The organism is Streptomyces sp. NPDC048473, assembly GCF_043200155.1.
Classification (GTDB): Bacteria; Actinomycetota; Actinomycetes; order Streptomycetales; family Streptomycetaceae; genus Streptomyces.
The window spans coordinates 57,369-71,177 of the sequence record NZ_JBICXE010000021.1; the positions used below are offsets into that span (position 1 = coordinate 57,369).

Consider the following 13,809-nt stretch of genomic DNA (forward strand, 5'->3'; position numbering starts at 1 on the left):
TCTTCACCTCTTCAGGTGAAGGTTGACCCGGGCGGCCGTGCGAGGCCCCGAACGTACGCATAGCGAACAGCCTGTGCCCGGTCGCGTACTCCTGCCTTGGCGAAGAGGTTGTTGATGTGGCTTTTCACGGTGGCCTGCGAAATATGCAGCCTGCGGGCGATCTCCAGGTTGGACAGCCCCTCCGCGATCAGGACGAGCACTTCCAGCTCACGTGGCGTCAGACCGTCGGGCAGCTGCGGCTCGGGAGCCGGGCCGGGCGGCGGGGGCTGCGTGGTGACGCGCTCCAGCAGACGGCGCTGCACGGAGGGCGAGAGTCCGGCCTCGCCCGACAGCACGTCCTGGATGGCCCGCACGATCTCATCGCCCCCGGCGTCCTTGGTGAGATAGCCCCGGGCTCCCGCCTGCAGCGCGGGGAAGAGCGAGTCGTCATCCGCGAATGTCGTGAGCACCACCACCTGGGTTCCCGGATACTCCTTGCGGATCCGCCGCGTTGCCTCCGCCCCGTCGCAACGAGGCATCCGCAGATCCATCAGAACCACGTCGGGAGCCAGCTCGGCCACGAGCTCGACGGCCTCTTCACCGTCCTTCGCCGACCCGACCACCTCGATTCCGGGCAGCAGCCCCAACAGCATCACGATTCCTTCGCGCACCACCGACTGGTCATCGGCGACCACAACCCGCGCGTTCACGCGGGCACCCGCAGACTCACCACGAAACCCTCCTCGCCGGGACCTGCCTCCAGCGTCCCGCCCATCAGCTCGGCCCGCTCCCTCATCCCCAGCAGACCGTATCCGGAGCCACTGTCAGCGAGCTCGTCCTCGGGTCTGTGTCCACCCGAGTCCCTGACCTCCAGGGCGATTTCGTCCGGCAGATACTCCAGCCGTACGAGGACCCTGGCCCCCGGTGCGTGCTTGCGCACATTGGTCAAGGCCTCCTGCGCCACCCGCCGGACCGTCTGCGATGCCTCAGCGGTCAGCGTTCGCTGTTCCCCCGCCACGCTGACCTCGGCGGGCTCCGCGGCCACCAGCTGCCGCAGAAAATCCTCCACCGGGGACACCTCCCCCCGAAGCGCCGAAAGAGCCTGGCGGGTCTCCGCAAGCCCCTCACGCGCCATGGAACGTGCCGCCACCACCCGCTCCAGTACCCGGTCCCGGAACTCCCCCGCGGGCTCCCGCTCGATCAGCAGCCGCGCCGCCTCCAGATGCACCAACTGTGCCGAGAGGCTGTGGGCAAGAACGTCGTGGATCTCTCTGGCGATCCTGGCCCGCTCGTCCAGGGCAGCCGTCTCGGCCTCCGCCGCGCGGGCCGCCCGCTCCTGCGCGAGGAGTCTCTGTGCGCTGCCGCGGGCCTCGGCATCCAGTCTGATCACGTAGCCAGCCAGGCAAAGGCCCGCTGTGGTCATGGCCGTGGTCAGCCAGTCGTCGGTGTTGACGGCGGCGTACGCGCCGAGCGCGACGGCCGTGGCCGGGAGCCCCGCCGCGAGCGGCAGCCTCTCCAGAGCGGCGACCGCGCAACCACACCAAAGGATCACCGCGGGCACACCGGCGCCGGCCTGTTGCGCCCCGAGTGCCGCCGCCATCAGCAACGCCAGAAGTCCCAGCGACGGCCACAGCCGGTGTTCCAGGCTGGTCCGGAAGAACGCCCACGCGGCAACCGCACAACCCAGCACGCCCACCAGCCCGAGCGCGATCTCCCAGGGCCCGAACCGTCCGCCGGTGAATGTGCCCCAGAGCATGGCGGTGAGCAGACCCAGCCGGACGGACCAGGCGATCGCCGCCCGCGGGCCGGCGCGGCTCACCCCTGAGAGGGCTTCCCTGGACGGCCAGCTGGTCCAGATCGTGCGCGTCACACGCGGTCCTTCCACGCCGCCTGCGACGACATCCCGTCGGCGGAGCCACCGTACGCCGGACGCATCTGCCCGGCCCGCCACATCAGCACACCGCTGCGCACCGCCAACGTCACCGCGAGAGCCGACAGCAGGGCGGCGCTGCCCTGGTGTATGCCCATCAGTGCGGCAGCCCCGTAGAGGGCCGCCCGCAGCGCCAGTCCCCCTGTCCAGACGAAGACGGTGGCCTTGGTGCCCTTGCTCCACAGCGAACCGTCCGCCTCGCGCCACAGCCGGGAAGTCCAGCCCCAGCCGGCGCCGGTCACCAGCCCCACCGCCACCTCTGCGCCCAGGACCGCCACGGACAGCGCCTCGTGACGCGGGTCCACCAGCCCGGGCTCGCGCAGCGACATGACGAGGAGAATGCCCGGCAGGATCCACCAGTGCTTGTCGTCGGAGATCCGCCGTGCCGAGCACTGGCGGACCACGACAACAGCGATGACGGCGACGATCACCAGGACATTGACGAGCCCGGACATGGCTGCCTCCGAGATGCGGGAAGGTTGAACGCCTTCGACGCTACGGAAACGACCAGGTCAGAGGATCGGCTCAGGGGTTGATCCTGGGTGGAGACGGCGTCTCCACCCAGGGGTGGAGACGGCGACACTCAGGCGTCGATACGCGAGCGGTCCAGGGTGGCGGCCGAGCTGGTGATGAACTCCTTGCGCGGCGCCACCTCGTTGCCCATCAGCAGATCGAAGACCTGCTCGGACGATTCCAGGTCGCCGATGTTGATCCGCCGCAGTGTGCGGTGCCGGGGGTCCATCGTGGTCTCCGCCAGCTGGTCGGCATCCATCTCGCCCAGACCCTTGTAGCGCTGAATCGAGTCCTTGTACCGGACGTTCTTCCGCTGGAGCTCCAGCAGCCGCTGGCGCAGCTCGCCGTCGGAGTACGTGTAGATGTACTTGTCCTGGCCCTTCTTGGGCTGGACCAGCTCGATCCGGTGCAGCGGGGGTACGGCGGCGAAGACCCGGCCCGCCTCGACCATGGGCCGCATGTAGCGCTGGAACAGCGTCAGCAGCAGAATGCGGATGTGCGCGCCGTCGACATCGGCGTCCACCAGCAGGACGATCTTCCCGTAGCGAGCGGCGTCGATGTCGAAGGTCCGCCCCGACCCGGCTCCTATGACCTGGATGATCGCACCGCACTCGGCGTTCTTCAGCATGTCCGAGACAGACGCCTTCTGGACATTGAGGATCTTGCCCCGGATCGGCAGCAGTGCCTGGAACTCACTGTTCCGGGCGAGCTTGGCCGTACCGAGCGCGGAGTCGCCCTCAACGATGAAGAGCTCGCTGCGGTCCACGTCGTCGCTGCGGCAGTCAGCGAGCTTCGCCGGCAGCGAGGAGGACTCCAGCGCTGTCTTGCGGCGCTGTGCGTCCTTGTGCTGGCGGGCCGCGATGCGGGTGCGCGCGGCCGCCACGGCCTTGTCCAGGACCGCCCTGGCCTGGGCCTTGGCATCGCGCTTCGTCGAGGTCAGGAACGCCTTGAGTTCCTTGGCCACGACGTTGGCGACGATCCGATTGGCCGCCGAGGTGCCGAGCACTTCCTTGGTCTGGCCCTCGAACTGCGGCTCCGCCAGCCGCACGGTGACGACCGCGGTGAGGCCCTCCAGGGCGTCGTCCTTGACGATGTCGTCCTCGGCGACGCGAAGCAGCTTGGCGGAGCGCAGCGCCTCGTTGACCGTCTTGGTCACGGAGCGTTCAAATCCGGTCACATGCGTGCCTCCCTTGGGGGTGGCGATGATGTTGACGAAGGACTTGAGGTTGGTGTCGTATCCGGTACCCCAGCGCATGGCGATGTCGACGACGAGTTCACGCGTGACCTCGGTCGCCGTCATGTGTCCGCGCTCGTCCAGGACCGGCACGGTCTCCTTGAAAGAGCCCTGCCCGGTCAGGCGCAGGACGTCGCAGACCGCCTTGTCCTGGGCGAGGTACTCGCAGAATTCACTGATTCCGCCGTCGAAGCGGAAAGTCTCCTCGGTCTTGCCCTCGCCGTCGAGACCGCGCTCGTCGCGGACGACGATCGTGAGGCCTGGAACGAGGAAGGCCGTCTGCCGCGCCCGCTGGTGGAGCGTCTCCAGGTTGAGCTTGGCGTCCTTGAGGAAGATCTGCCGGTCCGCCCAGTAACGCACCCTGGTGCCAGTGCGCGCCTTCGGTACCCGCTTACCCTTGAGCAGGCCGTTGGCCGGGTCGAACGGGCTGTCCGGCCCCTGCTCGGTGAAGATCCCCGGAACTCCGCGGCGGAAGCTGATCGAGTGGGTCGCGCTGTTGCGGTCGACCTCGACGTCGAGCCGGGCGGAGAGCGCGTTGACCACGGAGGCGCCGACGCCGTGCAGGCCGCCCGACGCGGCGTACGAGCCGCCGCCGAACTTTCCGCCGGCGTGCAGCTTGGTCATCACGACTTCGATGCCGGACAGGCCCGTCTTGGGCTCGACGTCGACAGGGATGCCGCGCCCGTTGTCGCGGACCTCTACGGAATTGTCGTCGTGGAGGATGACCTCGATGTGGTCGCAGTAGCCGCCCAGAGCCTCGTCGACCGAGTTGTCGATGATCTCCCAGAGGCAGTGCATGAGGCCGCGGCTGTCGGTGGACCCGATGTACATCCCGGGACGCTTGCGAACCGCTTCGAGCCCCTCGAGTACGAGCAGGTGCCGCGCGGTGTAGTTGGAACCGTCTCGGTCTGCTCCGGTCAGCAGCGCAGTGGACGGCACGGACGTATCGGCGGTCACGCGGTTCGCTCCTCGCTGAATTTCATTTGGAGCCCAGTGGGTAACGGGCTCGGCTTCGGTCGCTGTTGAGAGGGTACCGAGGCCTGGTAGAGCGGTTGTAACGCCACCCTCCGAGAACCCTCACACTAGTCCAGCCTCGCATACACGTTCGATCCCTCGTAGGAGTGACGTGCACATCACGTTCCCTTCCAGGCATGAACCATTTAGGCTCCGGGCACGTCCTCAAGAACAAACCGGCAAGCCAGCCGGGAGGATCCACCAAGACAAGCAATGCGAAACCGTAGCGCTACGCAATACGGCACATTCGCCGCCAACCGGCAACAGACAGCCATCTTGAGAAGAAGTTTCGAAGAAAAGCCACGAGCGGGAACGTTTTCGGCCTGGTTGGATGTTGACCCTGGTACGACAGCTCGTCGAGCTAGAGAAGAGGCGACGTGACTACTGTTCTGACCCCCGCGAGCCCGCTGACCGCAGCAGACCGCTGTGACCGTTGCGGCGCCCAGGCATATCTGCGCGTCGTCCTGATCAGCGGCGGTGAACTGCTCTTCTGCGCCCACCATGGTCGCAAGTTCGAGCCGGAACTCAAGAAGATCGCCGCGGAAATACAGGATGAGACGGACCGGCTGACGGCCGTGCAGGCCCAAGCCGCCGAAGAGGAACAACACTGACACCTCGCGTCCACGACGAGCCAGGATCAGGTCCCAGACCTGACGGCGGGCGGCTCCCCTATGGGGAGCCGCCCGTTCTCGTACCTACGCAGTGATGTCGTTCAGCTACCGCCCGGCATCCACCCGATCGCTGCGGAGATCCGCGTGTACACGCCGGGGCTCCCGGCCCGGCCACAGCCGTTCCCCCAGGACACCAGCCCGATGAGCCGCCCACGGGCCACCAGCGGCCCCCCGCTGTCGCCCTGGCATGCGTCGTAGCCGCCCAGCAGTTCGCCCGCGCAGAGCATCGCTGAGGCGTCGTACGTACCGTCTCCGCCGCCCGGGTAGGTCTGCTGGCACAGGCTGTCCGGCAGTACGCTCACTGCGGCGGAGCGGAGTGACGACGCATAGTCGCTGTTGCCGGTCGTGTCACCCCACCCGTAGACGACGGCGCCGGTACCCGGCTGGTATGCCGCGTCACCGGATTCGGCCATCGGGATCACGCTCTTCGCGGGCAGCGCGTTGGCCAGAGTGAGCACCGCCAGGTCCCCCGCGTTAGTGGCAGGGTCGAACCCCGGATTGCTCCATGCCGCCTGTACCGGTGTCACCTGCCCTCCGGTCCCGAGCAGGGCGTCCCGGCCGGAGATGACCCGCAGATCGCGCACCTTGCCGACATCGACGCCGAGCGCCTCCCGGCTCAGGCAGTGCGCAGCGGTCAGAACCTTCTTCGGCGCCACCACGACACCCCCGCAGAACTGGCCGGCGCGCGCCTCTCCGAACCGGTCGCGGCTGGACAGTGCCACAACCCAGGGGCTGTCCTTGACATGTGCGGGCTGGCCACCGATGACGATGCTGTCCGCAACAGCCGGAGTGGGGGATCCCAGCGGTATCGCAGCCGTGGCGGCAACCAGAGCGAGTACCCCGGTCATGGCACGGAAGACGGTACGGGACATGCGCACTCCTGACTCTGTGGTGAACCATTCCCACCCAGAGTCATCCCGCCCGTCGCCGACCGCACCCGCAGATAGGCCGAGGGCCCGGCTCCTCCACGGGATCCGGGCCCTCGGTCTGTGTACTCCTGCGACCTAGTCGAGGTAGTCGCGCAGCACCTGGGAACGCGACGGGTGGCGCAGCTTCGACATGGTCTTCGACTCGATCTGACGGATGCGCTCGCGCGTCACGCCGTAGACCTTGCCGATTTCGTCCAGCGTCTTCGGCTGACCGTCGGTGAGACCGAAGCGCATCGAGACCACGCCCGCCTCACGCTCGGAGAGCGTGTCGAGCACCGAGTGCAGCTGCTCCTGGAGGAGCGTGAAGCTGACCGCGTCGGCCGGGACGACCGCCTCGGAGTCCTCGATCAGGTCACCGAACTCGCTGTCCCCGTCCTCACCCAGCGGGGTGTGGAGGGAGATCGGCTCACGGCCGTACTTCTGGACCTCAATGACCTTCTCGGGGGTCATGTCGAGTTCCTTGGCCAGCTCCTCCGGCGTGGGCTCGCGGCCCAGGTCCTGGAGCATCTGACGCTGCACACGGGCGAGCTTGTTGATGACCTCGACCATGTGCACCGGGATGCGGATGGTGCGTGCCTGGTCGGCCATGGCGCGGGTGATCGCCTGACGGATCCACCAGGTGGCGTACGTGGAGAACTTGTAGCCCTTGGTGTAGTCGAACTTCTCGACCGCGCGGATCAGACCGAGGTTGCCCTCCTGGATGAGGTCCAGGAAGAGCATGCCGCGGCCCGTGTAGCGCTTGGCCAGCGAAACCACGAGGCGGAGGTTGGCCTCCAGCAGGTGGTTCTTGGCGCGGCGGCCGTCCTCGGCAATGATCTCCAGCTCACGCTTGAGCTTCGGCGCGAGCTTGTCGGAGTTCGCCAGCTTGTCCTCGGCGAACAGACCGGCCTCGATGCGCTTGGCGAGCTCGACCTCCTGCTCGGCGTTGAGGAGGGGAACCTTGCCGATCTGCTTCAGGTAGTCCTTGACCGGGTCGGCGGTGGCGCCGGCGACGGCGACCTGCTGCGCAGGTGCGTCGTCCTCGTCGTCGTCGGAGAGGACGAAGCCCTTGTTCTCGCCCTCGCCCTCCTCTTCCTCGCCCTTGCCGGCCTTTACTTCTTCGGCCGCCTCGTCGCCGTCGAGGAGCTCGTCGTCCTGCTTTCCGGACTTCTTCGTTGCTGTCTTCTTGGCCGCCGTCTTTTTCACGGCGGTCTTCTTGGCAGCCGTCTTCTTGGCTGCCGTCTTCTTCGCAGGGCCGGCCGCGGCAGCGTCGTCAGCCACCACGTCCACGGTCTCTGCCGACGGGGCGGCAGTGGCCGCGACGGTCCTGGTCACGGTCGTCTTGGCCGCGACAGTCTTGGTGGCGGTGCGCTTGACCGGGCTCTTTGCTGCGACGCTCTTGCGGGCACGCTTTGACGGCTCCGCGGCACTGACCATCAGCGTCACACCCTCTTCCTCGAGGATCTGGTTGAGGCTGCGCAGAACATTCTTCCACTGGGTTGGCGGAATCTGGTCAGCCTCGAAGGCCCGACGCACGTCATCGCCGGCGATCTGCCCATCAGCCTTTCCCCGCTCGATGAGCGCCATCACAGACTCGGACTCGGCGATCTCCGGCGGGAGCGTACGGGATGTGCTGGCCGACACGAACAACCTCTCGGAACGATGGAAACGGCTTCCGGCCCTGCCCTGGAGAGGGCTGGAACCGACGACCGTCGGGCTGGGAATGTACCGACGGCGCGGGTTTGGCCTCAGAACTGCACAGCGCACCGAATGGCTGCTGTATTCCTTCCGCGGCGGTCACCTCTTAAGTCATCGCACTGTTTCGAGGAGTGTTACGCCCAATCCGCGTGGCCCGAGTCACACCTCATTTGCGACGAACGTGACCAGAGGTGCCATCCCCCCACAATTGTGCCGCCGGACCACTGGGGCCCGGCGACACGTGGTTCGTACACCCTGGCCGTGCTGCGCTCAGTGCTCGCGGGGCGCGGGCACAACCCGCTCCACCTCGGGGTGGACGACGAGCAGTTGACGCATGGCAGCTTCGGCGCCCGCCGAGTCGCCGGATGCGAGGGCATCGACGATCCGGGCATGGTGGCCGAGGGATGCCTCATTGGGGCGGTCGCAGCCCGTGACGGGACCGCCCGAGACCTGCAGGGCCGCGGAGACGATGCCGGAGAGGTGCTCAAGCATGCGATTGCCCGCCGCTTGGATGAGCAGGGAGTGGAACTCCGCGTCGGCCCGGGAGCAGGTGATCCCGTCGCCCTGCCCGAGCGCGTGCCCCATGATCTCGACCATGTCACCGAGGCGCTGCTGAATGTCCTCGCGGCCGTGACCTGCGGCAAGACGGGCAGCGAGCGGCTCGATCGTCCACCGGAGCTCGCCCAGCTCGCGGCGCTGGTCCTCGCGCTGAGGGCCGAAGGCGCGCCATTCGATGATGTCGGGGTCCAGCAGATTCCAATCGCTGACGGGGCGGACCCGGGTACCCACGTTGGGCCGGGCACTGACCAGGCCTTTGGCCTCAAGGACGCGCAGCGATTCGCGTACGACGGTGCGGGAGACCTCGAAACGCTGACCGATCTCTTCCGGCACGAGGGGGCGGTCGGCGCCCAGATCACCGGAGACGATCATCTGGCCCAGCTGCTGAACGAGTTGACCGTGGAGGCCACGGCCCCGGCTGGCCGAGCCCCGTCGGCTCGCCCGGCCGAGCTCGGCATCGGGACCGTCCCAGGAACGAAGAGCGGCACGCTCGCCGGCCGGCGCCTCCGCATACGGGTAGCGGTCGAGTTCACCCGGGCCGGCGAGGCCGGAATCGGCGGAGCGGGCGGCGGTCATCATGGTGTGCGCAAGGGTACTCACGCATCCTTTGTCGGCGCAGCTCAGCCGCCCCTTGAGGTCTTTGGTGAAAAGCACACGAAAGGGTGATCGGCACCCACCCCCCAATTGACGCCTTATTGGTGGAAATCGGGCATCTTTGAGGAAGTTGCGAGGCTCGGAGCAATCTGCCACCGCCCTGCGATCACCAACGAACCCTGCCACGAAGGCTGGTGAACAGATACGCACAGATCAGGACCGACAACGACAACGACAACGCAGCCCCCACAGGGTGCGCCACCACGCGCACGGCAGCCGCCACCCATCGGTCCGTCTCCTGCGGCCAGCGCGGCCACACCAGCTCGCGGAGCCTGGCCGGAAGCCCGACGAACGGACGAGAGGCCGGACCCGTCAGCAAGCCCTGGACAAGCGGAACAACGAGCACAGGCACGGCAAGTACCGCAGCGACACCGGCCGTCGTCACTCTGAAGACTCCGGCGGCCAAGAGGCCCGCCCAGGCGCAGCCCACGGTCAGTCCCGCCCAACTCGCGCTCAAATATACCGAATTCGATGGAACCTTGATCAAATCATTGCCGTACACAAGACGAAGGGCTTCAGCGGAGGCCAGCACGACAGCCAGAGCGAGCACCAGGGCGACGCCCGCTGACACCACCAGCTTGGCAAGAAGCAACCCCAGACGGCGGGGGACGGCGCCTCGGCCCGCCGCGAGCGCGGGGTAGCGGAATTCGTCGCCGAACGAGAGGGCACCGAGCAGTCCGGCCCCGATCGCTGCGGGCGGCAGTGGCAGCAGCGATGGCCAGGCCACCAGCACCTTCGGCAGCTGAGCATGACCGGAGCGGGCGAGGAGGACGGAGAGCCCGACCGAGACGACCAGAACAGCGGCCACGATCAAGGTTGTTGTTCTGACACCGAGGAGGCGGCGCAGTTCGTATCGCAGTGGGTGGAGCGGGCCACGGGGCGGGCGGCGCCGGATCGGCGGCGGCAGGTCCGAGCCGGATGCCTGCGCGGCCGGTCGCGGTTCGGCTTGCCCTTCGCCTTCGCCAACAGCGGGATCCGTGGGACTGGTGGGTTCTGCGGGACCTGTGGGACTGGTGGGTCCGGTGTCGCCAACCTCATCGGCGAGTTGGTGCACCGGGAGCCTGTGCCGGAATGCTGCGTCGCCGATCTCTGCGCAGGTGGAGCCGTACACGGAGAGGCGACTGCTTGCTTCGGCGACCACCTCGACCGAGCGCCTGGCCGCTCGGGCCTCGCGGCTGACGACGGCGGCGAGGCGGGCTGCGTGCGGGGTACGGACCGCGACCCGGGGGCGGAGTCGGGTCCGGGAGAAGTCGCTGACGCTCTGGTCGGCGACGAGACGTCCGCCGTCGATGGTGACCACATGGTCGGCTGCCCGCGCGGCCTCCTTGGGATCGGTCGTGGTGTACAGAACGGTCCCGCGCTGGGCGGCGTGGGCCTGCAGCAGCCCGTGCAACCAACACACCTCGCGCGGAGAGAGACCTTCGGCAGGGTCGTCGAGGATGAGCGTGTGCGGGTCACCGAGCAGCGCCGAAGCGAGGGCAAGCAAGCGGTCCATGCCGAGCGAGAGTGTGCCGATGCGCTGGTCCCGGAGTCCGGCAAGACCGACGGTCTCGAGCAGTTCGTCGGCCCGGGACGCCGGTACACCTGCGGCGGCGCAGAGCATGCGGAGCTGGCCGCGGGCGGTACGGGCGGGGTGACCCGGTACCTCCCCGAGGAGTACGCCCACCTCGCGCGGGGTGCGGGATGCGGTGCAGCGGTCTGCCCCGGAAGTAGGTGACCCCCCGCCCCGAGTCGAGTTCGAGCATCAGGCGGAGGGCTGTGGTCTTGCCCGAGCCGGGGGCGCCCAGAAGCGCGGTGACGCGGCCGGGCCGGGCTTCGAAGGTGAGATCGTCCACGGCGGCCGAAAGGCCACGGCGGCGGGCGCTGGTGAGTCCGATGGCCTGGAGCATCGCTTCTCTCGCGGAAGGTGAGACCGCTCGGCGGCAGGGCGGGTACCGCAGCAAGATAACGCGACATATCTGACTTTTTGTGTAGCACCGGCCTTGCGGGCGTTCCGCAAGCTCAGACTTCTGGCCTCAGCATCGGCGGGTTGAGCACCGTGGCCGCACCGGCCCGGAAGAGCTGGGCGGGGCGACCACCCTGCCGAGTGGTCGTCCCGCCGGCAGGCACCAGGAAGCCCGGCGTGCCTGTCACCTTGCGATGAAAGTTCCGCGGGTCGAGAACCACGCCCCACACCGCCTCGTACACCCTCCGAAGCTCACCGACCGTGAAAGCCGGCGGGCAGAAAGCGGTGGCCAGAGAGGAGTACTCGATCTTGGAACGAGCCCGTTCGACGCCGTCGGCAAGGATCTGCGCGTGATCGAAGGCCAGCGGGGCCTGGTTTTCGCCTTCATGGCCGAAGCCACCCTCCGGTCCGAGCAGGTCCTCGACAGGTGCCCAACGCGCACTGTGCGCATCACCACCCGCCCGGGGGGCCGGAAGATCGGGGGCCAGAGCAAGGTGAGCAACACTGACAACCCTCATCCGGGGGTCACGCCCGGGGTCGCCGTAGGTGGCGAGCTGTTCGAGATGGGCGCCGTTGCCGACCGCCGGGGCTGCCGGATCCTGGGCACACAGGCCGGTCTCCTCGACGAGCTCGCGCGCTGCTGCGACTCCGAGATCCTCATCGGCTTTGACGAACCCGCCGGGCAACGCCCATCGGCCCTGGAACGGCGGCTCACCGCGGCGTACCACCAGCGCGCAGAGCGCATGACGGCGCACCGTGAGCACGACCAGGTCGACGGTGACAGCGAAGGGCGGGAAAGTCGACGGGTCGTAGGGCGGCATGCGGTGATCATAGTCGTCTGCCTGACGATAAACACTCCCTTCGCCGTGCTCTTCGGCGTGACTCCCTTCGTCTTGCTCTCCGCGGTGCTCTTCGCCCGTCATGACGCGGGATTCCTCGCTGGGCCCGGGGCAATCGCTCCCCCGTCCATCCGGGGCGGCAAGGCCCGGACCGAGCGCGACCGCAGCGCCGATGGCGGCGGCCCTCCGCCGGCCCAGGCCCGCTCGCCGGCCGGGAACCCCCGTGCGCCGGCCACCAACGCCCTGCAGATCACCGAGTCCGCGCACCATGGCGGCTCCCGCTGGCCGTCCCCGCGCGTGGGGGGCGATCCACGGCCGGACTTCGACTCGGCACCGGCTTCGCTCCAATGGGCCGTGTACCCACCGCAAGCCGGAGTCGTACGGAGCACCGGCCGCCCACACCGCGTGCCGCCGCAGCACACGGGCCGCCACCACAGCCTCCGACTGACGGCCGTCGACAACGACAGCCCCGGCGCTGCCCCCGTCAGGCGGGGAGAGCTGCTGGGTCGGAGCGACGAGGCACGGGGGTCATCGACCGCTCCTGGACCCGCGACGGCTGGGGGAGACTTGCCCGGGCCGGCGTCGGGTAGTGGACGATTCGGGGCGGGCGGAGCCGGATGGGGTCTTCCTTCGCCGCGTGGCGGCCGGGCGTGCCGTGCGGGGCCGTGTGCTCCGGTCCGTACGGTGGCCGCGCCGGCCCGTCCGGGCACTGCGCTCCCCCCGGAGACAGCGGCGCAGCGTCTCCGGATCAAGGCCTTGGTTGCACGCCTCATGGAGAAGTTGAGCAAAGGTGTACCCGGGATCCACCCGCAGGGCGAGACCCAGCGCGACCCGTGCGCCCGGTTCATCGCCCGTCGACCATGAGACCCACCCGGCCAGGGTCAGCGGCGCCGCGGCGTGCTCCTCGTACGGTGCGACGCAGCGACGGGACAGCGCCCGCCAGAGCCGCAACGCGGAATCGGCTTCGGGCCCTTCCATCCATTCCGCGGCCTTGTCACGGGTTTCCCGGTCCTGCAGACCGAGGATCACCGCAGCGGCCTCGTCATGGCTGATCAGCCGGTCGTCATTGATATCCGACGCGGAGGGCACCGTCACCGACGCCTCCCCGAGGCGTTTCATGAGCCTTCGGGCAAGCCCCAAGGTCTCTCGGGCGACGTCCTTGCGTCCCACCTCGTCGAGGATCTTCGGCACCAGTTCGGCCCCGGCCGAGTCAAGTGCCCGTTGCTGCTCTGCAACCGCCGTCGTGTTCAGAGGTGCAAGCCTGGCCTCCATCTCCCGAAGCGTTCCGCGCACTTGAATGCCCGCGTACGCAGCGGCAGCCGCCATCACCGAGGTACCGGGCAGCGCCAGCTGGTTCCCTTCGGCCGGGCAGCAACGCTCGTCCGGGCAGCAGTACGACCAGTACCGGCCGCCAGAGATACAGAGCGCTTCGAGCACGGGTACGTCGAGCGCACCGCAGGCCGTACGCAGACGCTGGGCAAGGGGCCTCAGCCGCTCCATGATCTGACTGCCGTTCTCGCCTTCGGCAGGATCTTGGCAGAGGAAGATGACGATCGCGTCGGGGCGCTCCCCACGCCGCTCGCTCCCCTTGATCAGGCACTCGGCAAGCTGCTCGGCGACGGGTGGCCATTCTTGAGGTGACTGCGGGATACCGAGCCTGAGCCGCCCGCCGAAGCGGCCCCGGCCGCCGTGCAGGGCGACCATGACCACGCTGTCGTTCGGGTGGAACCCCATGAGATACGGGAGGGCATCGGCGAGTTCGGCAGGCCCTCGCAGGGTGATCTGCTGCTCGTCGGCCGGACCGGTGGATTCGTGGTGCTGGTTCATGGCATGACCGTCCCGCGAGCGGCCAAATTCCGCGACCCC

Annotated in this window: 11 protein-coding genes and 1 pseudogene; 1 reads left to right on the forward strand and 11 read right to left on the reverse strand. The window is 68.3% G+C overall.

The genetic code is table 11. The features are described 5' to 3' along the window. Nucleotides 1-11: 11 nt before the first annotated feature. The 4 genes from ACGFU7_RS28635 to ACGFU7_RS28650 form a co-directional block, all read right to left on the reverse strand. On the reverse strand, nucleotides 12-689 hold the full coding sequence (locus tag ACGFU7_RS28635; protein ID WP_393699452.1) for a response regulator: 678 nt from the start codon (nucleotides 687-689) through the stop codon (nucleotides 12-14). Then, nucleotides 686-1,849 (reverse strand): sensor histidine kinase, encoded by a 1,164-nt coding sequence (locus ACGFU7_RS28640; protein ID WP_393699453.1) that lies wholly within the window; start codon nucleotides 1,847-1,849, stop codon nucleotides 686-688. The genes ACGFU7_RS28635 and ACGFU7_RS28640 overlap by 4 nt, the downstream gene beginning before the upstream one ends. Beyond that, nucleotides 1,846-2,364 (reverse strand): DUF1453 domain-containing protein, encoded by a 519-nt coding sequence (locus ACGFU7_RS28645; protein WP_393699455.1) that lies wholly within the window; start codon nucleotides 2,362-2,364, stop codon nucleotides 1,846-1,848. Before ACGFU7_RS28645 ends, ACGFU7_RS28640 begins: the two co-directional genes overlap by 4 nt. Before the next feature lie 128 nt (nucleotides 2,365-2,492). Further along, complete coding sequence (locus ACGFU7_RS28650; RefSeq protein ID WP_393699457.1) at nucleotides 2,493-4,613, reverse strand: type IIA DNA topoisomerase subunit B; 2,121 nt, start codon at nucleotides 4,611-4,613, stop codon at nucleotides 2,493-2,495. Nucleotides 4,614-5,047: 434 nt separating this feature from the next. On the opposite strand from ACGFU7_RS28650, the gene ACGFU7_RS28655 reads away from it, so the two are divergent. Further along, nucleotides 5,048-5,281: a hypothetical protein gene (locus ACGFU7_RS28655; RefSeq protein ID WP_024489001.1), complete on the forward strand. Its 234-nt coding sequence runs from the start codon at nucleotides 5,048-5,050 to the stop codon at nucleotides 5,279-5,281. Between the two features lie 101 nt (nucleotides 5,282-5,382). Here ACGFU7_RS28655 and ACGFU7_RS28660 read toward each other — a convergent pair whose 3' ends face one another. The 7 genes and pseudogenes from ACGFU7_RS28660 to ACGFU7_RS28690 form a co-directional block, all read right to left on the reverse strand. Next, nucleotides 5,383-6,213, reverse strand: a complete 831-nt coding sequence (locus tag ACGFU7_RS28660; protein WP_393699459.1) for a S1 family peptidase — start codon at nucleotides 6,211-6,213, stop codon at nucleotides 5,383-5,385. 132 nt (nucleotides 6,214-6,345) lie between these two features. Then, nucleotides 6,346-7,893, reverse strand: coding sequence for an RNA polymerase sigma factor (locus tag ACGFU7_RS28665; RefSeq protein WP_389654551.1), 1,548 nt, complete (start codon nucleotides 7,891-7,893; stop codon nucleotides 6,346-6,348). Nucleotides 7,894-8,217: 324 nt separating this feature from the next. Beyond that, a complete protein-coding gene (locus tag ACGFU7_RS28670) occupies nucleotides 8,218-9,105 on the reverse strand; it encodes a FadR/GntR family transcriptional regulator (RefSeq protein ID WP_393699461.1) in 888 nt (295 codons plus the stop codon). A 160-nt stretch (nucleotides 9,106-9,265) separates the two neighbouring features. Beyond that, a complete protein-coding gene (locus tag ACGFU7_RS28675; protein WP_393699462.1) occupies nucleotides 9,266-10,825 on the reverse strand; it encodes an ATP-binding cassette domain-containing protein in 1,560 nt (519 codons plus the stop codon). Nucleotides 10,826-10,904: 79 nt separating this feature from the next. Beyond that, a pseudogene (locus ACGFU7_RS28680) lies at nucleotides 10,905-11,048 on the reverse strand (ATP-binding cassette domain-containing protein); the annotation flags it as partial. 112 nt (nucleotides 11,049-11,160) lie between these two features. Further along, nucleotides 11,161-11,925 carry an NUDIX domain-containing protein gene (locus tag ACGFU7_RS28685; protein WP_393699557.1) on the reverse strand — a complete coding sequence of 255 codons (765 nt, stop codon included), beginning with the start codon at nucleotides 11,923-11,925 and terminating at the stop codon, nucleotides 11,161-11,163. Between the two features lie 546 nt (nucleotides 11,926-12,471). Then, entirely contained in the window at nucleotides 12,472-13,770 is a 1,299-nt protein-coding gene (locus ACGFU7_RS28690) for a DUF4192 domain-containing protein (RefSeq protein ID WP_393699464.1), read from the reverse strand. Nucleotides 13,771-13,809 lie beyond the last annotated feature (39 nt).